Consider the following 23,839-nt stretch of genomic DNA (forward strand, 5'->3'; position numbering starts at 1 on the left):
TAGTAGTCATGTTTAAGCTCGAACCATGTACTTGTTCTATCGCGTTATTATACGATAGGCAATTCCAGCGTCCTGCTTCTTGGTTTGAATCCTTTGGCATCATAAAATCCGATCGCATCTTCATTGAATTCCGCTACATGCAATTCGATACTGCTAAATTGCTGCGATTTTGCGAGCTCTTTAATATAGTCGATAAATTTACTTCCGATATTCTTCCCTCGGTATTCTTCTGACACACAGATATGGTCTAATTCGATATATCTTCGTTCTACATAAGCAGCCCTCTTCGGTGCATCCATGAAAAGTAATATGGTGTAGGCGATTATTCGGTCACCGTCTTCCCCGATGAAGACCTTTACGTTGTCGTCGTTCAACATTGAAATATAATAATCGTAATCGAGCGGTTTATCGCAAGGTCTGTAGATGTCCGGCCGGTTTTTTGCATGGATGCTGTATAATTGACCAACGAGCTCGTTGATCGCATCAAAGTCCTCCGGTTTCGCCTCTCTTATTTTCCACTGCATATCTAGTTCCTCCCTTACACGGCGCAGATATTTCTTATTACCCTGGGTTGACGAGTATATTGCAGATATAATGCAGATTAGCGGCCAAGTTACATTTTTGTCTGGATGGCATGCATGTGTCCTAATAGGTGTCGTCACCACATGCTGTGGTAAGGTATTTACAAAAATTAAGGCCAACTCGTTAACCGAGTTGGCCTTTTCATTTACTAACTGCATTCTGTATTGCTACGGAACTTCATTTACTTACCATTGGAAGCGCGTTATTTCATTAATGCCTGGGGTCCAACATCAATGGTCGTGAGCGGCCGATTGGTTATGGATTTGCCGGTGCTATATTCATCTGCGCCCACATCCGGCGCGTATCTCATCTGACCGTCCATGTCGTCCAGAGCCAGCAGCGGGCTGATGGCCGCATCGATGGCCGGACTGTATACCGACAACCGGATTAACCCGTCATTACCGCGAACCAGCCTCAGATCCTCTTTGCGGATTGCCCCGCCAACAACGGGATTGTTCGAAATAGGCGCAATGCCTTCTACCTTGTTCCCTTTGTATTCGGGTCGTTCCTGAGCCGGTGCTTTCATCATAGCTTCCGTCTCAGTAAACATGGTGCCCGCATGGCTGAAGATCAGATTGTTATAGATCTTCGTCCCAACCGGCTGATACGTTCTTCCACCGAGGGTAAACACAGGCGTGTTGTTGCCGACATTCACAATCGTATTATGGTAGATTTGGACGTTATACTGCCGCCAGTGTCCACGCAGCAGCTCTGTTCTTTCCTCTTCCGGAAGGCTGTTTAACACAGCGGTTTGTTCATTCTCTCCGCCCCAGCGGACGGTCGGGTTCGTTCCGCCTTCCGGTCCCCCGTCATGCGTGCCGCCGTCAAGGCGGATAATTTTATCCGTTAGCCCCTCCATGTAATTGTTGAAGATTTGATGGTCGTTGCCATAGATCCGGAAGCCGCTGAGCCCAGCCGTTTTTCCATCGCCGAGAATAAAATTGCCATAGAAGCGGTTGCGGTTCCCATGACGGGATACGATCCCGCCATACGAATTGCGCACCGTATTGTAACGGATGATGTTATCGCTGCTTTTTACCGAAATAATTTCGTCTTCGCCGTTTAACCCGTCAAATAGATTATGCTGGATTGTCACATAGCCTGAGGATAATGACAAGCTGGATAACCCGAGGCGAATCGCTTCCAGGCCGTTGCTGACCCGGGGGCCGATATCATGAAAATGATTGTATTCAATCACATCGTATTGCGAAATGCTCTGCCCGCTGTGGCCCTCGCCGTCATAGATCACCACAGCGCCAAATCCCTTCTTGGGACCGATGTCGTTATAAGCGATCCGGTTATGGCTGCTCGTACCTTCGACCCGGATATAATGTCGGTTGGTTCCATTGTCGGTTAGCAGCTTATCATCTTCATACGGTGTCGACCCGCTATAAACTTCACCGCCCGGATCATAGCTGTTTTCTCCATAGCGGCAGCTCCCCTTGATGTTGACCAGGCACCACACGGAACGCTTATCTGCCTTGAACCGGTACGGCTGACCGGTCTCATCGAGCGCGAAGGTGTTCCCCACAATGGAGATATGGCTGGAGCTCTGCAGCTGCACGCCAGGATGGACACCCGCCAAGGAGCGGTTTTCTAATCCGCGTTCGACCAGGGTTTGATCTCCCGTCTCATCTCCGATGCCATTCCGGAATTGGAGTCCCGTTACCTCAATGTAGCTGGAATTCTCAATGTGCATGTAGCTGTTCCCTGTAATCACCGCTTTGCCGGATTTCGCTGCCGTTACCCGGATCGGATACGCTGCGGTACCATGCTTTTCTTTAATGACGAACGGGCCATTTTGTTCATAGCTGCCATGCTGAAGCTCAATCCATGTTCCGCTGACGGCTTCATCAAGGGCCGACTGCAGCTCCTTGGCCGTCCGGACCTTAATATGATTGAATTCAGGAGGTTTGACCTCCCCTTCCTTAACACTTCCCGCGTCAGATGGAGGAGGGGCCGGTTCCCCTGTCTCTGGCGGGTTTCCTGCATACAGCTCCACTTCCATAATGCTGTTCCAATTTCCCGAGCTTCCGCTGGCATTGTTTCCATATCCCGTAAGACGGAGGTATCTCGCCTTCACCGGCTGATCAAACACATAGGTCTGCAGGATGCTCTCCTCCGGCTGGAGCTGACGGCTGGACTGCCTGCCAAGAACGACGGTTCCCGTCTCGAAATCAGGCGTATCCGATGCAGTGATTTCAAAGCTGGAAAGCCGTTCCCGTGCGTTTAAAAAAGCGATGTTCGCATAAGTTACCTTTTGCGGCTGCCCCAGGTCAAACTGAAGCCATTCCCCTTGCCCGGATGCAGACCAGCGGCTTTGCTGGCTGTCTGCGTCTTCTCCCCAGATCCCATCCACCACCTTTTCAGGTACATAATTCGTATTCGGCTGGTATGAGCTGGCTGTCACACCGCTTACTGCTAGTTTCATATGGCTGCCTCCCGTTTCATTCGCTGCTCCATTCACCTGTGAAGGTTGTAACGTTAATGACCCTAATAACAACGTCAGTAAAAGTCCTATCCCTACTCTGCCCGTAAGCCTCTGCCTGATCGTTTTTTTCAGTAACGTACTCAACACGCTCCACCTCTTTCTTTAATTAACGGTGTAAAGCACTAAAACACACGGTGAGACCAGCCCCGTAATTTCGCGAGCGCCTCCACATAATAATAATCCCCGTAGATCAAGGATACATTGACATTGACGCCTTCCGGCTTATGCCCTGTCGCGCTATGCAGAATCCCTTCGTGCTCATCGTCGCCGAAAGTAGAATAGCGTTCAGATAAAGAAGCGATAATACGCGTGGCTGCATGATGATACACAGCTCCCACTTCGGGAGATGTTAATTCCGCAAGCTCCAACAGACCTGAAGCGGCAATGGCCGCAGCAGAGGTATCCCGAGGCTCGGTCTCCTGGTTCGGAACACGGAAATCCCAAGGCGGAACCATATCCTCCGGCAATGAAGCGATAAAGTGGTGTGCCACCCGCTGCGATGCCTGCAGATATTCGTGTTCCCTCGTGTACCGGTATAGGTTTGCCATGCCGTATAATGCCCAAGCATTCCCTCTGGACCAGCAGGAATCTGGAGCATAGCCCTGCCCGCCTTTATATTCCAGCAGCTCGCCGCTCGCGGGATCAAACACGGCCACATGGCAGGTAGAACCGTCTGGCCGGACCATATACCGTAAAGCCATGTCGGCATGCGCTTTGGCTATATGGCAGAATCTCGGATCCCCGCTCTCGTCTGCCGCCCACAACAGAATGGACAAATTCATGAGACAATCGATGATTGCCCATCCAGGGAGATCGCGGTTCCAAGCCCGCAGGTACTGGCCAGCCAGGTTGAACCGGCCTGCCAGAAAGTTGGCAGCTGCCAAACCCCTCCTTCTGCCATCGGCGTCGCCGGTTAGCTTATATTTCAGAATCGAGGTCGGCAAATATTGAAATCCGACATCATGATGAAAACGGTTCTCCTCCAGCGTCAGCCGCTCCATTCGGATGTCCCAGTCCCAAGCTGCATCTAGGTACCTTTGATCTCCTGTCATATCGTAATAAATCCACAGCATTCCCGGCCAAAACCCCGATATCCAGTTATCCAATGTCAACCCGTCGTATTCTCCGGATTTTGCCGCATGCGGCGCAAGCAGAGGTTCCTTATGCATCAAACGTTCCACTTTTTGCTGAGCCTGTCTCCACCATGTCTCCAAATGCTTGTCATTTACGCTTCCGAGCATATTCATCGTAAACCTCCCTTGGCTACTCAACTTTTTTATCCCTTAATCGCCCCAATCAAGGCCCCTTTGACAAAATACTTCTGCAGAAATGGATAGACCAGCAGAATCGGAACGGTGGCCACGATAATCGTCGCGTGCTTGAGCGTTTCACCGATAATGGCAACCTCTCCACCGCTGGCTCCGGTGGCCATGGAGCTGGCATCATTAAGCAGCAGCAGCTCGCGGAGTACCAACTGAAGCGGGTATAGGGATCGGTCCTGCAGATAGATCATTGCGTTAAACCATGAATTCCAGTGGCTGACCCCATAGTAAAGCAGCATCACGGCCATCACCGGCATACAGAGCGGGATCATGATCCGGAAGAGAATGACGAACTCATTCGCCCCATCGATCTTTGCCGATTCCTCCAGGCTGTCAGGCACAGCCTCGAACGCCGTCCTCATAATAATCAGATTAAAGGCCGAAATCGCCTGGGGGATCATCAGAGACCACAGCGAGTTCGTCAGGCCAAGCCCTTTCACCGTGAAATATAGCGGAATCAGGCCTCCATTAAAAAACATCGTAAATACGATAAACAGCATGAGCTGCTTACGATAACGTAGTCCCTTGCGCGATAACGCATACGCCCCAAAGGCTGTTAAGATGATATTGAGGACAAGTCCGCCGGCAAGAATAATGAAGGTATTGACGTAGCCCTTAACAATCATTGGGTTTTCAAACACCAGCTCGTAAGCATGGAAACTTAATTTTAACGGTCTCCATAATATCCCGGAATGCTGCATGTACAGCGTCGGATCGCTTAGAGAAGCGAATAAAACATAGACCAGAGGGTAAACCGTACAGATGGTGATAACCGTTAATAAGGTATAGTTAAAGGCATCGAATGCTCTCTCACCTAGGGATGGTCGGCCGATTCTTCGTTTCATGAGCAAGTTCCTCCTACCATAAGCCCGTATTGTTCATCTTCCGGCTCAACCAGTTGGAGCAGATGACCAGCATAAAGTTGATGGCCGAATTGAACAGTCCTACGGCCGAACTGAAGCTGTAATCGAACTCCTGCAGTCCTACACGATACACATAAGAACTAATCACATCCGCGGTTTCATAGGTGGACGGATTGTATAGGAGAATGATCTTCTCCCCTCCCACATTCATGACTCTTCCCATTTCCAGAATGAACAGGATGATGATGGTGGGCATAATTCCCGGCAATGTCACATGGAGCATTTGCTTCCAGCGGCTTGCGCCGTCCATTTTTGCCGCTTCATACTGCTCCTGGTCGATACCGGCTAACGCCGCCAAATAGATAATGGTCCCCCATCCGATATTTTGCCAAATTCCTGATGAGACAAAGATCGTACGGAAATATTGGGATTCAAGCAGTAAAGAAACCCGCTCCCAGCCCAACAACGCCAGCAGGTCGTTAATAATCCCATCACTCATCGTAAATTCTTTGATCATGCCGCAAACGACAACAAGCGATATAAAATGCGGCATATAGGTAAAGGTCTGGACGGTCCGTTTAAATACCGTCTTTCTCACTTCATTCAGCAGAAGGGCGAGAATCAGGGGAGCGGGAAATCCAAATAGCAGCTCATAGAAGCTGATCAATAACGTATTTTTAATGACACGCCAGAAATAAATGCCTTCAAAAAAGGACTTGAAGTGTTCCCAGCCTACCCATGGACTTCCCATGATTCCTAATCGCGGGGAAAAATCTTTGAAAGCTATCAGGGCGCCGTACATCGGATAATAGTGAAAAATAGTGAAATAGAGCAGCACCGGTGTCAGCATGATATAGAGCCAAGGATTTCTTCGGATATCCTTCAGAATTCCCCAGCGGATCAGGCTCCTGCTTCCGGAAGTGGTCAATAGAGCCGCATGCTGCTCTTGAGGCGGATGTTTCGCCATGCCGTTGTCACTCCTCATGATCAATCTAAAGCCCAGAAGAATCGGGCGGTTATCGCCCTCCTCCAGGCTGATCAACACTTACCGCTCGTTATACCGATCCAGCGCATTCTGATAGATTTCGACCGCCCGATCAATCCCGAGCTTCTTAATCTGTGTGACGTAAGCATCATAATTCTCCATCGGTTCCTTCCCAACGATGAACTTCACGAACATCTCTTCCTTATAGTTGCCTACGTCCGTCAAGATTTTGCCGAGCTCCTTGCTCTCCTCGTCCGTTGGGGTGAGGAAAGCGGGCAGTGTGTGCTTTTCCGCGTCTGTTTGAGACCATATTTTAACGGCCTCATCCTGCTCAGGGAACGTACTCCAATTGCGGCGCTCATCCGCTTCATATGGACCATTCGGTTTGGAGTATTGGGATACCATTTGCTGCAGGCTGTATTTCTCGTTATTTTTGATCAAATCGGTATACACTGGAGTTCCGTTGTCCATCGAATAGCTCTCGCCTTCAATGCCGAAATTGAACAGCATGGCACCTTCATCGCTGTATGCATAGTCCAGCCACCTTGCGACCAATTCCGGATTTTTGGCGGCGGTGGTAATCGCTTTGCTTGGACCGGGGTTGTATTTGAAATCACGCTGACCCGTAAACGGAACCTCACCTTTCTGAATCGTTGGATAAGGGGCACCCACCAATTTAAACTTCGGGTCCTGTTTCTTCATAGCATCCATCCACTTTCCAAGGCCGCCGCTCAGCAGCGATACCGTTGCTCCGGTCTGGCCGGTCAAAATCTTGTTATCCAGAGCTTTGCCGTCCGTAAGTGCAAAATCCTTATCGAACAAGCCTTCGGCAAACCATTTGCGGAACAACGCCAGAAAATCCTTGTACTGTGGATCTACCGGACCATACTTCACCTTGCCCTCGTCATCAATATAAAAAGAGTTGGACGTATGATAGGCACCGATAAAAGCATCCCGGATTTCAAAATTTCCTCCCGTGTACGTGACGCTAAGCGGAGCTTTCGCCCCTTTCTGATCTTTGAAAGCTTTTAACGTGGTTTCCCATTCCGCAATCGTGGTAGGTACAGGCAAATTCAAGTCGTCGAGCCAGTCTTTTCGAATGATCGGTCCCCGGAATACCAGCCCGGACGGATTACGGATCATCGGAAATACGTAATATTTGCCGCTGTCCGTTTTCACCATCTTGTCGAGTTCCTTGTCTGCTTCCAGCTTTTTCTTGAGGTTTGGCGCATACTTGTCAATGAGATCATTGAGTTCCAGAATGACCCCATCTTTGATCGCCTTCTCCGGTCCCCCCGGATAGGAGCCTGCACTTCGCCCGGTCCAGTCATATTCGACCGTATCCGGCAGCTCATCAGAAGCGATCATCAGATTAAATTGTTCCTTCGTCTGCTGATCATTCGGATGGACATACTTCACGTTCACTCCTGTTTTCTCCGCAAGCGCCTTTCCAAACGGTGTTTCGGCTAGATTGGAATAGAAGGTGACGGCATTATTGTTCAAAGCTTCCCATGATGTGAACCCATCGCTCGTCTTCAGCGGATAGGTCGAAACGATATCTGAGGATGCGCCCGCTTGATCTTTCGGTTCACCTTCCTCATTGCTTCCTGTTGAGCATCCCGCCAAGATCAAACTCATGAGCAGGACAGAAGAGACACCCGCTTTAAAACGCCTTATTAAGATTTTGCCTATCCGCAAACGTCGATCCATTGCCATTCCCCCGATTCAGGATAGTATGATGAATACCCTTTCAAAACAAAGTATCCGAAGCCATTGTTCAACAAATCCGCGAAAGTGAACATAGACAAAACATAAAATGATAGGCAATTCTTTAAAAAACCGTGATCTTGTCTGTCCTCTGCGTCATTGCGCCGCCTTTTGGAATGCTCCGGGAGTCATGCCTTCAAACTTTTTAAAGGTTCGTACAAACGTGCTGACATCCGCATAACCGACACGGCCAGCGACTTCATTGACAGTCAGCTTGTTATGCTTCAGGAGGTTTTTGGCTTCGGCCAGACGCGAACGGTTAATCGTGTCCAGCAGCGCTTCTCCCGTATGATCTTTATAAAGACGCGAGATATAGGACGGTGTCATCCGGAATACATCTCCGATCATGGAAATATTCAAATTCGGATCGTGCAGATGGTTCTCTATGTAGCGCTGTACATCTTCAATTAAATAGCGGTGGTGATCCCGCTTCTCGGCTTGAATCCAGCTGCAGACCTGACTCAGCTTATCCTTCAATTGTTCCTTCATTTGCGGAACATGCTCACATGAAAGGAGCGGTTCTACATCCAAGAGATGCGCCTCCAGTGATCGTTTGCCGGTAACGCTGACTTCATCAACCGTATTAAGCATCGTACTGGCCATGTTATACATTAAGCACTTGGCAAGTGGAACGGATACCGGGTGTCCCGTGAAGTTTTTCTGGAAAATATCTTCGATCAGCGCCTCAGCCTTCGCGTAATTTCCGCTCTTCACTACATAGATGAGCTGCTGTTCGACGCTGAGTGGGAAATAATAATGATGCGGCGGCGCCTGATTCAATTGCGTATCCCGATACCGGATGAACTGTCCGCTTCCAAGTACAATCCGATACTCCAGGGCATCCAGTGCCTCATGATAGGACTGTGCGATCCCATAGATGTCTGAATAGACCTCTCCAACCGCGATCGTCAGCTCAACCTGCATCTGTTCCTGCATAAATTCACGAACCTGAGCGGATATGCGATGCAGAGTAAGCCGCTCCCGCTCTTCAGAATCGCTTTTATGAAAATTCACAATACATGCAAGAACATCATTCATTTCCGTCGTGTATATAGCGGCATCATCCGCTGCTGCATCCACCAGGACATTTGTCAGAATAAAATGCAGCATCTGCTCCTTTTGATCCGACAGGCCGTTCTGGCCGTACTGTTCGAATTTCCCGAAACCGTCCACGGACATGAGAATGACCACAAAGCGGTCGGATGAGAACTCAATATGATGGGCAGCAAGGGATTCGTGAAGAAGAGCCTCCTTTTCTATGGATCCCTTAAGAAGCCTGCGGATGAGATGGGCCCGAATGGTGTTACGGTGCTGGTCTAAACGGGCACGCATATCTTCCTTCTCCGTAAAATAATGCTGAATGGCACCTTGTAGGAAGGAATATTCACTTGAACCTCCGTCAAAACGCAATCCGAATTTATGCGAAAGACTTTGGAGCATCACTTGGATCGGCATATAATTTTTCCGCAGAAAAAGGAAGCAAATTACGCCTCCAACCAGGAAGCACATTCCGATACTGATCCATATGAGCTTGCGCATATACTGCATTTTCTCGTTAAAGAGGGATGCCGGTAATACGGAAACGTATTTCCAGCCCGTTATTCTTGAAGTGATATAGGAAACGGCTGCTTGCTGCTTCTGCACATCTTTATACACGATGCCCTGCTGATCCCGAAGCTCCCCGTAGGTGAGATGCTGCGGCAGGAGGCCTGGATCTGTCCGAGCGGCGATATACCGGCTCTCCGTATCCAGAATGAACATCCTTGCATCCGGATGCCGCGGGGCGCTTTCGATTAATTTCGAATCCTTCATGACAAACAGTACGATTGCTGGCGGCTGCCCCGGTGTGTTAAAAACAAGGGATCTTGCAAACACAACAACCGGCGTTGAAGTCCCTCCATCCCAAAACGTCATCGGCGTATAGCCGTTTACATATTTTCGCTCAAATAAGCTACTCCATTGGTCAAAAGAGGTATCGTCCTGCTGGCGCAGCTTTTGAAACAAACCCTGGCGGTTCATATGATCGTAGGTGGAGATCACCGTATCACTGTTTGTATACATGACATAGATTTGCTCAATGTAATCATTCGCATTTTTATACGTGCGCAGGCTTTCGGAAATTTGGAACAAATCATAATAATGAGCATCGCTGAGCGGGGGATCGACACTCGAGAAGCTGGAGATATTCCGGTTTAAAGCAATCTCCAGGCTCAGCTGCTCCAGCCCTTTCAGCTTGCTGTCAATCGACATCTCCATCTGTTCCAATAACAACGCATTCGAACGGTTTGTTTCCGTCTTGACCTGTTGATAGGTAATGAAATACAGAACAATACTGATGAGAATGGGCACCATTAACACGGTAATATAGGAAATGAGCCAAGTCACTATCACGCTTCGGTTGTACTTGCGCAGCTGCTTAAACATGATCATTCATGCCTCCCTGGGCTTATTTCGGAAATCCATACAATCGCCATGGCTTCCTGCTTCCAAAAAAGTGCTGCATGCCCGGCTCAGCCGGCACAGGTGCAATTACCCGTGGCTCCTCACCGTCTGAAATATACAGCACGGCCTCATCGCCAGATTTCAGCACAATTTCGATCGATCTATCCTCATGTAATATATATTGGGCCCTCTTACCTTGAACTTCGATCACAAACCCTTGCTCCGAATATGCAAGATCTGTTAGCAATCTGCATGGCTCCCCGGCAAGACTCTGAATGCGGATAAAAATCGTTTGTCCCGCCTTCGAGGCAGCGCTTACAAGGAATCCTCCTTCAGCACGCAAATTGTGAAAAACAGCCTCCTGCCACGTCTCCGGAACCGCAGGAAATACCCGAATGATGTTCCCCCAACTTTGCAGCAGCATGTCATGAATCGCTTCCGCCCCGGCTAAAGGCGTCTCGATGACCGGACCCGCCTCTTTATACATCGTATTTGGTTTAATCAAATGCATTAAGCTTCGCAAATAGGCTAGTGCTTCATCGCCCAGACCCATTGCTGCTGCAATAGAAGCGGCTCCGGTGAAGCTGAACCCGCGCAGATCACCTTCCTTGGCTATCCAATGTCTGAGGGAACGAATGGCGAGCTGCCGTTCCTCCTCAGAATTTCCGGTAATATGCAGCGGGAATACAGCCAGCAAATGACTGAAATGACGATGGCCGAATTCCAGGCTGAGATCCCTTCCGATTTTGTATCCTGTTTGGTCTACCGGCAGCGGCGTAAGCCTGGCAAGAATATCGGCCCAGCGCGCCTGCAGCGGATCTTCGATCCCCATCCTTTTGGCAGCATACAGCAGTGTTTCGCAGCCCCAGCGCAGCAGGGAGAGGTCGTAATGAGCATCGGGGGTCTTGAGTTGTTTAAACGAGCCGTATTCAGGCGATACCGTGGGTGGCAGATGGAGTCTACCGTCCGGACCTTCCTCCAGAAGATGCATATAGAGGCAGATGCTTCGCCGCAACAGCGGATAAACAAAATCACGGAGCAGCGTCTCGTCCATCGAATAGCGGTACTGCCTCCAGCAATTATGCATGATCCACGTTAAATTTCCGACCTCATCTTCAACCGGGCTGTTCATATCATAGCTGCTGCTTCGCCCCAGGCCAGCCGAATCGCTGCGGAAAGATTCGTCAACGTTACGAATTAATTGCTCCTGATGCTGCCGCAGCGAAGAAATAAGGGATTGTCCGAGCTCAAGACGGTTCGCGGTATATACCGGTGAATAGCTCATCTGAACGTTCATATTAAACCATAATCCCGGCCATGGCGTTGAGGTCATCCACGGGCCCTGGTTATCTATTGGAAGGAGGTCTTTTCTTGTTGCAGAGGCCAGTTTGTACATTTGGATCCAATAAAAGCTTTCGAGCTGCGTATCCGGAATCGAGATAAAGCTTGCCGGATAATAGTCATGCCACCAACGGCGATGTTCGGCTATCCACGAAGTCAAATCTTCCTGGGGCACATTCTCAAGTTCATGGCGTGCGATTTCCCTGTCTTTACTTGATATTCCGTTGACCACTGTCAACAGGCATAAACGGCGATACCTCACATCATTTTCGCATTCTCCGCTACCTTCCTTCACTCTTCCGTAATTGTGCACCTTCCAAGCCGTTGTGCAGCCTTCACCCTTGCCATAGGATTGAACACCGATGCCAGTCCCTTCCTCTTCCATCCGTTCGACAGTGATCTCCGGTATGTATTGGTTCAGGTTGATTCCATCGGCATTCTTCAGAATGGGATCGACCTCAGGATAGGAATACCATCTCATTTCCGCCCTCTGCTCACCTTCATCGCTATCAAGTTCAAAGGCCAGAACCGGATATAGGGCATGGATCAATGCCCTTAATCTGACTTCTCCCTTCGTCGTAGGGATCACCGCGCGCATTTCAGCATTCCAAAGATCAAGCCGAATCTCACAAGGCTGATAGATCCACCCCTCCATTTCCAACGCGATCTCACCAATAGGGACCCGCACAGGAAACGCCTTAGCCTCCCCTTCACGCGAAGCCGTCACGTCGGTCCGTCCCAGCACGAACCTCAGCACATGTCGTTGATCCCGATGCTCCTCGCTATATATCATGGCTCCAAGAAGACCGTTGCCTATAAAAACTCCTTCATCCCAGCTTATAGGTTTGGTTTGCCATAACATATCGTGACGGGACAAGAATGCGGGCCAATCGATGTGGGTTTGAATGCACATGCTCATTTGCTTTTCCTCCTCTATTTTCGGGTAGTTGTAATAACCTTATGACCTGCCTTACAGTATGTATCCGCTTACATAATCAGTCAACCAAAAAGACTCGACCTTCATCCAAGGTGGTTTTACTTATCCAATACATTATACATCTTCTGGTTTACTGTCAGTTTTGGTTTTTGTATCAGGATCCTAAAAGTCTCTTACGTGCAGGAACGGGTACACATGGTGACACGGTACTGTGAAGAAGATGGCGCAGCTTATGCTCTGGCCTTACTCGAAATATGCCGCATGGATCCTATCATCTAAACACGTTAAAACCCTCACCTACCATAACATGATAAGTGAGGGTTTTATCTTGGCAGTCCTTGATACTTCTGTGAATGACTAAACACCAAATTGATTTAAGTGATGGTCTAGGTGCTTGTATAATCCTTTTCCCCATTGCTCAGGAGTCAGCTTTCCAAAAAAGGGATGTGGATGAGACGTACATTTTTCCGGGCCATTGCTTTGGAATGTTACAATTTTTTGTTTTAATTTTACTTTTTCTGTTTCAAATTCTTTTTCTTCTACAATCATAATTGTAGGAATCGTGGACATGTTGCGGGCAGGTGGCTTGTCATTATAAAACATTGGTTTCACAAACGTTCCAATGAATATGCCTAACCAACCTCTTGGGGGAAAGGTATTGCCCATTGCAATGTCATGGAAAGATGAGCAATGAGCTAGCATTTGGGCAACATCCATCTTACCCCATTGAGCGCGTGAATTTGGGCTCAATTTGTCTATCCGGCTCAAGATCTCCACAGTGTCCGTTTGATTAAAGATGTTTTTCATCACAGACTCCTTCAATTTATTGACTGACAAATGAATAGCTAGACGTTTACAAAGCTTATTATACCTTTATTCGCATACTCGATTTCTTCGAGATTGCTATTCCATTGCAGCAACCTTTGCATGCAAACGTCTACTGCCTGATAACGTAACGATGGCAGCCGATGATTTGGGCCGGCTGCCGTCGTGTCATGAATGAGCTATTGTTCACCGACCTTTATATACCCTTGGTGCTTCCCCTTGTCGATGGTCATGCTCTTCGTCTGTTTTATTTACTGCGGCTATCATATGCTGTCTGATAAATTTCGAGATACCGCTTCAGATTCATGGCATCCAATTGGCTGACATAGCTATCCCAGTCCTGATCCAAACTTGCATCGCCAATCACGAAGCGAGCGATCATTTCATCAACATAATCGTTGATCGTCTTGGCCAAATCCGCAGCCTCGGTTGCCTGCTCATTGGTCAGGAAGAGCGGAGGGAGCGTACTCACATCCGTCGGCTTATAGGGTTCATATTTATTTTTCGTTTCCTGATATAATATAACCTCCAGATCGTCGTCACCTTTTGCAACCGCAGACAATCGGAAGTCATTGGTACGGAGCGCCGGGCCCGTCTGTGCCCAGTTCACATTTTGCACAGTACCGAACGATTTAAGCTCAGACCATACCGCCGGCTTACCGCTAATGCCAATCTCCCCTTTCTCCGCATCACGCCACTCCTGCCCAGGACGGCCGTAAACGCTGCGGAGGGTATGCTCTTTTTCATACAACCCATCCGCCCAGCGCATCGCCAGCTCGGGATTCTTCGCTTTTTTCGTAATGACAAACGCGCCTGGAGTCAATGCCGTAGTATCCACGGCTGCAAACCGTTTGCCTTCCGGCCCTTTTAATGGAGGGACAGCTTTATATTCAAGCCATCGGCCGCTGTCGCCAAGCAGTTGGGTAAACACCCCTTGGTGTCCGCCCGTGGATGCTCCCATGATGACGGCATCCTGATTTTCGCCCAGCTGAATCAGCTGGTTTTCGTCCTGGGTAAAAGATTCTTGAGCTATCAGCCCCTCTTGGTACAGCTTTTGAATATACCGAAGACCTTCTCGCCACTCCGGCTTGTTGTAGCCGACGTCTACCTTCCCCTCCTTGACGAACATATGCTTATAACCTGATCCATAGATCGGGTTATAGATAAACGAGTTCATGAGGAAAGCGTCGATCGAGGATCTCCACGACTTTTGAGTGATAGCCAATGGAATTTCATCTTTTTTGCCGTTCCCGTTCGGGTCCTGTTCTTTGAACGCCTTCAGCACTTGGTAAAGGCCCTCCGTCGTTTCAGGCATCTTCAGATTCAATTTTTTGAGCCAATGCTCGTAGATCCACATCTTTTGGCTCATGGAACAATGATAGCAGTCATTGACTTCCGGCAATGCATAAATGTTTCCGTCTATAGCCGTGATCATGGATTTAATTTCGTGATTCTCTTGAAACATTTTTTTCGTCTGCAGCCCCTGCTTCTCAATCAGATCATTCAACGGAAGAAAAGCGCCCTGCGAGCCATAAATCATTTGCTGTGACGGAGAAATGTTCAGACCCATAATCACATCGGGATAATCTTCACTCGCCAGTACGAGGTTCAGTTTTTCCTGCATGCTTTGCTCCGGGACGACTTCCCATTCTATGTGCACATTCGTTTTTTCTTCATACCATTTCGTGAATTCGTTCGTTTCGAAATTTTCGACCAGCGGGTTGCCGCGCACCATGACCTTTAGCGTTGTCTTCTCTTGGACCAGCGGGTAGGTGCCTGGCGCCGTCAGTTGAATGTCCGTTCCGGATGCTTTCCGATCCGGTTCAGCTGGCTTGGATCCTGATTCCGTAGAGCATCCTGCCAGCAGCAAGCTCAGAACTGCAGCCATACCAATGGTTTTTTTTACGAAGTTCCTCATAACAGCCCTCCATCATATTGGGGTATTAGCCTTTCAACGATCCGATCATGACCCCTTTGACAAAAAATTTCTGTACAAACGGGTATACGACAAGCAGCGGAAAGGATGTGACCACAATGAGCGAATATTTTAGCAGTTCCCGCAATCCCTGCCGTGCAGCAGCGGTTTTGGCATCTCCGAGCATGTCAATATTGACCTCGTTTTGAACCAGGATGTCGCGGAGAACCAATTGAAGCGGATACAATTCCGCCCGTTTCAAATAAATCATCGCGTTAAAATATTGATTCCAGTGACCTACTGCATAAAACAAGGAAATAACCGCTAATATGGGTCCGGACAAAGGGAGAACGATGCGGAGCAGGAATCGTAAATCGCTGCACCCGTCTAGTTGAGAAGCTTCGAGGAGTTCATCCGGAATCGTCGTCTGAAAGTAAGTCCGCATAATGATCACATTCCAAACGGAAAGAGCAGCTGGAAGCAGCATCGCCCATACGGTGTCGATCATGCCTAGATCTTTGACAAGCAAATACGAAGGAATGAGTCCCCCGCTAAACATCATCGTGAATACGAAGAGCAGCATAAAACCATTTCTTCCTCGAAAATCCTTGCGGGACAGCGGATAGGCTGCCATCACACTGAATACCAAATTGATCCCGGTCCCAGCAACGGTATAAAACATCGTGTTCAAAAAGCCTTTAACGACCATGGCATTTTTGAAGACAGCCCGATAGCCTTCTAAAGTAGGCTCAACCGGCCATAGCCATACCCTGCCGGATAAAACAGCCGTGCTGGAACTAAATGACGCACTGACCACAAATATGAGTGGGTATAGGACAACGATCAAAATAATGGATAACACGGCATAATTCATTAGGGAGAACCATCGGTCGGCCCTAGCTTCCTTCATTATGGATGGTTTCATAACTTGCATCCCCTTCTACCATAAGCTTTCTTGCTTCAGTTTCTTCGCGGTCTGATTCACGACTAGCAGCAGAATAAAGCCGATGACAGACTTGAAAAGTCCGATCGCCGTTGCATAGGAGAAGTTCATGGCCTGGGAGACCAGGCCGACTTTATACACATAAGTGTCAATGACTTCCGAGGAACGGAGGTTCAGTGAGTTTTGCATAAGCAAAATTTTCTCAAAGCCTGTCTCCATCATCTGACCTGTATTCAGAATCAACAGGATGACCGCAATGGGCATAATCCCCGGGAGATCGATATGCCGCATGCGCTGCACCTTGGTAGCCCCGTCCATCACGGCTGCTTCATGCAGCGCGGGATCAATCCCCGATAGCGCAGCCAGGTAAATAATGCAGGAAAAACCCGTATTTTGCCATACGTTAGACCATACGTAGATCGATTGAAACCAGGAAGCCTTGGCCATAAAATGGTAGGGTCCAAGCCCTGCCCATCCAAGCACCGTGTTAATCATTCCTGTCCGCGGATCGAGGAACTGCAGCAGCAGTCCTACCAGTACAACCAGTGAAATGAAATAAGGAGCATAGGTCACCATCTGAACCGTATTTTTGAAACGGCGGTTCCTGACGTAATTCAGACCGAGTGCAAGGGCTATCGGAAACGGGAAGCTCGCCAGTAATGTGTAGAAACTGATGGAAAGCGTATTTTTCAGCAGCCTCCAGAACTCATGGGACCGGAAGAATCGTTCAAACTGCCCAAACCCGACCCAAGGGCTCCCCGTAATCCCTTTGGTCACATTAAATTCCTTGAATGCGATTTGGGCACCATACATCGGCACGTATTTAAAAATGATGATATACAGCAGCGGCAGCAAAAAAAGTGCGTACAACTGCCAGCCTTTCCTCAACTCCTTCAACGTCTTCAGCTTCATCCCCCCCTTACTTTGCCATGTGGTACCAGCCGGTGATCGAAGTATAGAACGGGGAGGAATTCCGGGTAAATCTGCACGTTTCTTTCACTATGCGAAATTTTAGAAAAGGCATTATTCCCGATTTATGGACTATACAAATCTCAAGTGATGAAAGGATTAGGCTTGATTTAAACGCCTGTATTCGGTCGCGCTTACTCCATTGGCCCGTTTAAACGCACGGCTGAAAGAATTAAGGGAAAGGTAGCCGACGGAGAGGGCGATTTCACTAATAGGCCTGTTTTCTCCGGCGAGTAAGGCTTTGGCCCTGTTCATACGGATATTTTCCAAGTAGTCGGAAAAGTTAAGCCCTATATGCTCTTTAAAAAAGTAGGATACGTATGCCTCGGAAGTACGTGCCTCCCTCGCCAGCATAGCCAGACTGAGGTCCGGATCATGAAAATGTTCGTGGATAAAGGAGGCGAGTTGGACGGCGAGCTTATCATTATGGCTTTTTTTACGCTGCTCGTTCTGTCTGCACAGCTCAAGCAGTGCCCGTTGAACCATTTCTATCAAAGAAGCCGGATCCATGCGGGGGTCGGCTGCCTTCAGAATGGTATCTATCTCCGGCATCATACCGTCCGGTCCCTGCTGCCCCCGTTCGCGGCATTTCAAAAGCGTTCCACAGAGTTCCTGTGACAGAATGCGTTCTACGGCAAGGGATGTCTGCAACTCTACATTGTTTTTATCCCGAATCATCTGGATCAGCTGTTGAGTTTCCTGGTAATTCCCGGATTTCACCATGTGAATCAGCCTCTGCTCCACGTCGGAAGGGAAAAAGTATGCAGGAACCGCCAACTTCATGTCATCATGAAATGTAATCTGTTCTCTTCCGCCCCAATGGGCATGAATTTGGACGAATATGGCCTCCCCAAAAGAACGGTAAATTTCCGTCAACCGGCTCTGCTGTCCGCCGACCGCAATGGTGATTCCGGCTTGGTGCAGACTAAGGATTTGATCAAAAATACGGGTCAACCGGCGTTTGACTTCTTCGCGGCACTGCTCTTCCGTGTCTGCATGGCTGCTTAGCAATAAGGCAAGCTGGTTTTCTCCAAGATCATGAATTTTTAACGATTCGGGTTCCATCCCAGAAATCCGGTCGGAGACCGCCATCTTTACAATATCGAGCTCAGTGAGCATCCCCTCATTATAAGGTGCCTGATATCCCCCCAGCCGGATGACCGCCAGCGTATGGCAGCTGCCGCATATGGAAATCTTGGCATGATCCATAGCATTTTCCACGTCTTCCATAGAGGTAAAGCCGCCCTTTAGAAGCCTGTCAAAAAACACGTTTTGCATGAGCGGGAGCTGCTCATCCAGCCTGCGTCTTAACTCTTCACGGCTGTCAATCAGCTCCGATACCGAATGGTGGATATCCTCCATCGCGTTTAGCCGGAGCAAGCGGTTCCGATTAGTCCCCCTTCTGTCGGCCGAAGGAAGCATTCGCTGGAGCTTGATGACGGGAGTGCTGCTGCGGTAAGCCAGAACAAAGGCCGCGACAAGCCCCAAAGCCAGCGACGCCGTGAACACACTTAGCGTCAGCTCTTTGATGTAATGTGCCTTCCTGAGTACGACTGCCTCGGGCTGTGCCGCCACATAGGTCCATCCATTGTATCCGGAGGTTGTTTGAGTGATCAGCATATCTTCGCCCTTCCACTGGCCTCTGGAAAACCCTTCTCTGCCTGCAAGCGCTTTCAAATTTGAATCCGGATACACATCTCCAATTTGACTGATCACCCTCCCGTTCTGATCCGCAATGTAAGCAAAGCCCCCTTGCTCTATATCGATGTGGCCCAGCATCTCCTGAATCTGCTTATTATCGATTAACACCGTAATCATTCCCTGGCTGTCCCTGCTCCCGAAAGACTGCATGTAACTCACTACCGAGTAGGCTTTGCCTTCATACTCTACCTCAGTTCCAGGCATGTAGGACTTATAATGAAATTCATTGAACAATTGCTTATACCAATCCTCATAAGATAACCCTTCATAATGAAGCTGAAGATCATAAAGCTGCCTGCTCGTGTATACCTTTCCCGGCGAAACGACCATACCGCTGTTTTTGTAAGCGATATAATAGTCCACGATAAAATGATTGAAGACCTGGTAATCGAACAGGCTTTTTTCGAGCTCCCAGAGCCTGTAGGGATACGTATCGGAAAAGGGTGATTTGACAAACTGAAAAGAGAGCACTTTGGACTCGCTGGACATTTGCCGAGCGATCGTCTCGATTTCGGCAAACCGTCGATCAAGCGATTCCCTGACCTGGCCCAGTACTGCTGAATTCCTTTCCCGCGATTCACTCTCAACCAGCTCGGATGTTTTGTGATAAGCAAACCAACCAACCAGTAGCGAGGCCAATAAAATGACGGCGTACGGCACAAATAAGCGGAATAACAGCACTGCATGGCTACCTGATGCTTCTTTCAAATGGGTTCCATCCTTCCTAGAGTTATCGGTAACTCCAATATAGCAAGAACCTGGTAAGCCGTCACCAAAAATGAAAATTATAAATATTTCTAACCATATCGGTCAATTGGTGATCACTGCACATGGACATAGCCGGAGCGGACGGGATCTTCAACTCGCTTCACCGTACGCCGGAAAACACCTCGCCCACCCGGTTCCGCCATTGGGCCGAAACGGTTCTAAAGCCGGCTTTTGACGCTAATTGAAAGGATCCTGAGAACTCCAATTCGTAACAGCTGCGGCCGATAAAATCTGCCCGCGGCTGCTGTGGTTCTTCTAGTTCCTTAGGAATGGAAATTTCGGTAAATATGTACTTCATGTTAGACTTAGATTGTATAATCAAAAGAACCACCCGCAACTGCAATGGTCCCAGTACGTACCCATTTCATTGCCTGCAATACCAAAGGCGATGAATTGTTACAATTGACTTCATCAAAGTCCAGCCAAATAGCCCCTTCTGAATCTTGTCCTTCAAACGATTCAACGGCATTAGTGATCTCTTCTGAATCAACATCAACTTCATATAGAATGGCAATATGATGTAAATGTTCTATTGTATGATCTTGTAAGGTCCACATCACAGAAAAATCACAAACCCCAATATTTTTAAGCTTTCGAACTGTGTATCCCGTTTCTTCTCGGAGTTCTCTTATGATCCCTTGCTCTAAAGACTCCATCTTCTCTAATCGGCCACCAGGCAAATCATATTTCCCTGTGTAGGGACCTAAGACCTTTCGAATAACTAATATACAGTGATCAGCTGTACAAATTCCATAAACCCCCAGATGCCTATGAAAATTGTCATTGATATCATCCACCCTGCCATTCCCCCAAGCTAACAGTAATTATACTTACCATTTTATTTTCGGCCTAACAATGTTCATTGTCGAGGATTAATGTTTGCTCGTTCAATCAAAAAGAAGAGCGCGGTCCATAACAATGGGACTGCGCTCTCGTTGATATTAGCCCGCTGGGGATGTCCCAGCGGGTACTTGCTTTAGGTCACTTAAGGGTTGCTCAGCAATTTCTTGCCTGCCGCAATGGTGTTTGCCGTATTGGCCACACGTTTTCCAAGGGCTTCTCCCAGTCCGAGACCCTTCGTAAATAGCGATTGGATCAGGTCATCGCGGGTATCTTCAACAGGGGATGTCACTCCGACCCCATAATAACTGCCGTACAGTGCATTCTCCGGAATATTAGCCGGCAAGCCGACAACCATCATGCCTTGATGCAGCATCGGTGTAACCAGGTTTAGCAAGGTCGCCTCGATCCCGCCATGAATGGTTGCCGTGGTACAAAATACCGCGCCGATTTTATCAACCAACGTCCCGTTTGCCCACAAATACCCGAGCTTATCGATCCACTCCTTTAAGCCGGAGCTAATCGTGCCGAAGTGTCCGGGGCATCCCCAAATAATCGCATCCATATCGGCAAGATCTTTGACGTTTGCCTTACTCACGTGATTGATGAACACCTCCGTGCCTTCCACGCTTTGGGCGCCTTTGGCAATGGAACGGGCCAGCTGTTCTGTATGCCCCGCTTCGCTATCATACACAATATAGATTTTCATCGATTGATCTCCTCTCTTGATCGCTGTTCAAACGCGCTTCTTTATTTGTTTTCCTTTAGGAGCCCGTTCAATTTCTTGAGCGTTTCCCGGTAAGCTTGGTCGGGGGACATTTCTTCATTCGGTTCCGCTTCCTGGCTTGTGGCATCCTTCAGTTTCAGCAGCGCCTTCCGGTATTCTTTATCGGTGAATTGCCCTTCGTCTTTCTCAGGCTGAGACGGGGTTAAAAACCCTCGAATGGCATTTCGGAATTCGCTATCCTTGTTTTGCATGTCCGCGTGAGCCGCTACCTCCGCGAGTGCCGGTTGTTCTACCGGTTGGGCTACAGCTGCAGATGGCGCCGGTTGGGCCGTCGACTCACTCGCCCCGGGCGCTTTAACCGGTGCCTGCAACGTATCCTCTTGAGGCTTCACCTTGCGGATGAAGAACGCCAGAACAAGCGCAGCGACAGTCAGCCAGGTGGCCACGACGAAGGACTGGTTGATGCCGTAAATGGTCGCCTGCTGCGTGACCTCGGCCATCTTGACCGCGTCTTTCGGGTTGATATGGCCTGCGATGACGAGCTCTTTCCCGTGCGAGGCCGCTCTGTTCGTCATGACCGTGACGAGCAAGGCGGTTCCGAGCGCGCCTGATACGTTCCGCAGCGTCTGGGACATCGCCGAGCCGTGCGCGTTCAGGCGGCGCGGCAGCTGGTTGAGGCCTGCTGTCTGGATCGGCATCATCAGCATGGACATCCCGAACATCCGCGCCGTATAAATGAGCATCATATGGTTGTATGATGAATCGGCTTCCAGATGGCTGAACTCGTACGTCGTGATGGTTGTGATGATAAGACCAGCGACAGCCAGCCAGCGCGCGCCGATTTTGTCGAACACCATGCCCGTGATCGGAGACATGATACCCATCAGAATGGCCCCCGGCAGCAGCAGGAGACCAGAATCAAGCGGCGAAAAGTGGCGGATGTTCTGTAAGAAGATTGGCAGCAGGATCATGCCGGAAAACATCGCCATGGTGATGATGGCGTTAATCAGGGACGTGAGCGAGAACATGGAATATTTGAACACGCGCATTTCGAGCAGCGGATTCTTCACCATGATCGAGCGCACAATGAACAGGATGAGCGCGACCGCGCCGACGGCCAGGCAGATGATGACTTCCTCCGAGTCCCAGCCTTTCGTACCGGCTTCACTGAAGCCGTACAGCAGTCCGCCGAACCCGAGTGTCGACAGGATCACGCTCAGGACGTCGAGCTTCGGACGGGACGTCTTGATGACGTCCTTCATCGAGAAGGCGCCGAAAATCACGGCGATGATCGCCAGCGGCAGCACGATGTAGAACAGCACGTGCCAGTCATAATTCTCGACGATCCAGCCGGAGAGCGTTGGTCCGATGGCCGGCGCGAAAATCATTGCGACCCCCATCAGGCCCATTGCTTTACCGCGTTCCTCGACCGGGAAGATGGTCAGCGTAACGACCGTCATAAGCGGCATTAGAATGCCGGCACCACAAGCCTGCACGAGACGGCCGGCCAGCAGCCAGCTGAAATCGCCGGATAACGCACAGATGACCGTGCCCAGTGCAAACATGGATGAGGCCACCAGAAACAATTTCCGGGTTGTAAACCGGTTAATCAGGAAGGCACTGACGGGCACAAGTACGCCGTTCACCAGCATATAACCGTTAGACAGCCACTGGATCGTGCTTTCCGTTACATTGAGATCCGCCATCATTTTCGGTAGCGCGACGTTAAGCACCGTTTGGCTTAACAGCGCCACAAACGCGGCGATGAGCAAGGAGGCCATGATCGGCCCCTTGCGCAAGTGATTGGATACCATAGTGGTCATGGCTTAAGCTTCTTCCTCTCTATAATTTCTTAAAAGTTGCAGTACTTTTTGCTGGATGCGGTCAAGCTCCCTCTGGTCTTCCTCAGGCAGCTCAAGCAGGGACCGCATCATGTGCAAGCGGGTGGCTTCCGTCTCGCGCCAGAGCGCCATCCCTTTCTCAGAAAGGGTCAGCGTCATCGCTCGCCTGTCGGTTTCAGTCCTCTCCCGGTCCACGAGACCGGCCTTGACCATCCGATCGACGATGCCGCTGGTCGTGCTGTTGCCGAGTTTCACCTTTTCGGCAAGGTCCGAAAGGCGGATCTCAGGGTGCTCCCGCAGCACCCTCAGCACGATCAGCTGCAGCGCAGTGAGTTTATGCTTGCTCGCCGCTTTGGTCATCAGCTGGAAGAACGCCTGATGGACCTCACGGTAGCTTTGGAATATTTCCAGGATCCGTTGTTCTTGCAACGTTAAGCTCCCTTCGCAAATATTTCGCATGCGAACTATTATCTAACCATTTAATCGATATGTCAATAAGTTCATAGTAGTAAATGTAGTCACGAACGATTTGTTCAAATATGACTGTCATTGTACAGGTTACACCTTCGGGATAGGATAT

The 23,839-nt window shown here is 49.2% G+C and carries 18 protein-coding genes; 1 reads left to right on the forward strand and 17 read right to left on the reverse strand.

Annotated features, from left to right (window positions below):
• Positions 1-47 precede the first annotated feature (47 nt).
• The 13 genes from ABIE48_RS16225 to ABIE48_RS16285 all read right to left on the reverse strand — a co-directional run bounded on the left by ABIE48_RS16225 (position 48) and on the right by ABIE48_RS16285 (position 19,791).
• Entirely contained in the window at positions 48-524 is a 477-nt protein-coding gene (locus ABIE48_RS16225; RefSeq protein ID WP_192713913.1) for a GNAT family N-acetyltransferase, read from the reverse strand.
• 260 nt (positions 525-784) lie between these two features.
• Positions 785-3,013, reverse strand: coding sequence for a chondroitinase-B domain-containing protein (locus ABIE48_RS16230; RefSeq protein ID WP_145018642.1), 2,229 nt, complete (start codon positions 3,011-3,013; stop codon positions 785-787).
• Between the two features lie 182 nt (positions 3,014-3,195).
• The gene (locus ABIE48_RS16235; protein ID WP_145018639.1) at positions 3,196-4,320 is read right to left on the reverse strand and encodes a glycoside hydrolase family 88 protein; all 1,125 of its coding nucleotides are present in this window, start codon (positions 4,318-4,320) and stop codon (positions 3,196-3,198) included.
• A 29-nt stretch (positions 4,321-4,349) separates the two neighbouring features.
• Positions 4,350-5,240, reverse strand: a complete 891-nt coding sequence (locus ABIE48_RS16240; RefSeq protein ID WP_145018636.1) for a carbohydrate ABC transporter permease — start codon at positions 5,238-5,240, stop codon at positions 4,350-4,352.
• Between the two features lie 13 nt (positions 5,241-5,253).
• Complete coding sequence (locus ABIE48_RS16245) at positions 5,254-6,225, reverse strand: ABC transporter permease (protein ID WP_145018634.1); 972 nt, start codon at positions 6,223-6,225, stop codon at positions 5,254-5,256.
• A gap of 78 nt (positions 6,226-6,303) precedes the next feature.
• Positions 6,304-7,953: a type 2 periplasmic-binding domain-containing protein gene (locus ABIE48_RS16250; RefSeq protein WP_192713912.1), complete on the reverse strand. Its 1,650-nt coding sequence runs from the start codon at positions 7,951-7,953 to the stop codon at positions 6,304-6,306.
• Between the two features lie 153 nt (positions 7,954-8,106).
• On the reverse strand, positions 8,107-10,434 hold the full coding sequence (locus tag ABIE48_RS16255) for a helix-turn-helix domain-containing protein (protein WP_186325792.1): 2,328 nt from the start codon (positions 10,432-10,434) through the stop codon (positions 8,107-8,109).
• A gap of 22 nt (positions 10,435-10,456) precedes the next feature.
• Complete coding sequence (locus ABIE48_RS16260) at positions 10,457-12,712, reverse strand: glycosyl hydrolase family 95 catalytic domain-containing protein (protein WP_145018626.1); 2,256 nt, start codon at positions 12,710-12,712, stop codon at positions 10,457-10,459.
• A 375-nt stretch (positions 12,713-13,087) separates the two neighbouring features.
• Positions 13,088-13,537, reverse strand: coding sequence for a DUF1569 domain-containing protein (locus ABIE48_RS16265; RefSeq protein WP_145018623.1), 450 nt, complete (start codon positions 13,535-13,537; stop codon positions 13,088-13,090).
• 265 nt (positions 13,538-13,802) lie between these two features.
• On the reverse strand, positions 13,803-15,473 hold the full coding sequence (locus tag ABIE48_RS16270) for an ABC transporter substrate-binding protein (RefSeq protein ID WP_192713911.1): 1,671 nt from the start codon (positions 15,471-15,473) through the stop codon (positions 13,803-13,805).
• A gap of 25 nt (positions 15,474-15,498) precedes the next feature.
• Positions 15,499-16,395 (reverse strand): carbohydrate ABC transporter permease, encoded by an 897-nt coding sequence (locus ABIE48_RS16275; protein WP_192713910.1) that lies wholly within the window; start codon positions 16,393-16,395, stop codon positions 15,499-15,501.
• 15 nt (positions 16,396-16,410) lie between these two features.
• Positions 16,411-17,325: an ABC transporter permease gene (locus tag ABIE48_RS16280; protein ID WP_163875335.1), complete on the reverse strand. Its 915-nt coding sequence runs from the start codon at positions 17,323-17,325 to the stop codon at positions 16,411-16,413.
• Positions 17,326-17,481: 156 nt separating this feature from the next.
• Positions 17,482-19,791 carry a helix-turn-helix domain-containing protein gene (locus ABIE48_RS16285; RefSeq protein ID WP_192713909.1) on the reverse strand — a complete coding sequence of 770 codons (2,310 nt, stop codon included), beginning with the start codon at positions 19,789-19,791 and terminating at the stop codon, positions 17,482-17,484.
• A gap of 122 nt (positions 19,792-19,913) precedes the next feature.
• Here ABIE48_RS16285 and ABIE48_RS16290 point away from each other — a divergent pair, with 122 nt between their 5' ends.
• On the forward strand, positions 19,914-20,036 hold the full coding sequence (locus ABIE48_RS16290; RefSeq protein ID WP_354519288.1) for a hypothetical protein: 123 nt from the start codon (positions 19,914-19,916) through the stop codon (positions 20,034-20,036).
• Between the two features lie 120 nt (positions 20,037-20,156).
• Here ABIE48_RS16290 and ABIE48_RS16295 read toward each other — a convergent pair whose 3' ends face one another.
• The 4 genes from ABIE48_RS16295 to ABIE48_RS16310 all read right to left on the reverse strand — a co-directional run bounded on the left by ABIE48_RS16295 (position 20,157) and on the right by ABIE48_RS16310 (position 23,688).
• Complete coding sequence (locus ABIE48_RS16295) at positions 20,157-20,648, reverse strand: NUDIX hydrolase (protein ID WP_260869128.1); 492 nt, start codon at positions 20,646-20,648, stop codon at positions 20,157-20,159.
• 188 nt (positions 20,649-20,836) lie between these two features.
• Positions 20,837-21,400 carry an NAD(P)H-dependent oxidoreductase gene (locus ABIE48_RS16300; protein ID WP_105442686.1) on the reverse strand — a complete coding sequence of 188 codons (564 nt, stop codon included), beginning with the start codon at positions 21,398-21,400 and terminating at the stop codon, positions 20,837-20,839.
• A 41-nt stretch (positions 21,401-21,441) separates the two neighbouring features.
• Entirely contained in the window at positions 21,442-23,241 is a 1,800-nt protein-coding gene (locus ABIE48_RS16305; RefSeq protein ID WP_145018610.1) for a DHA2 family efflux MFS transporter permease subunit, read from the reverse strand.
• Positions 23,242-23,244: 3 nt separating this feature from the next.
• Positions 23,245-23,688, reverse strand: coding sequence for a MarR family winged helix-turn-helix transcriptional regulator (locus ABIE48_RS16310; protein ID WP_076164873.1), 444 nt, complete (start codon positions 23,686-23,688; stop codon positions 23,245-23,247).
• Between the last annotated feature and the right edge of the window lie 151 nt (positions 23,689-23,839).

Origin of the sequence: Paenibacillus sp. OAE614, from assembly GCF_040546645.1 — a bacterium.
GTDB lineage: Bacteria > Bacillota > Bacilli > Paenibacillales > Paenibacillaceae > Paenibacillus_AQ > Paenibacillus_AQ favisporus.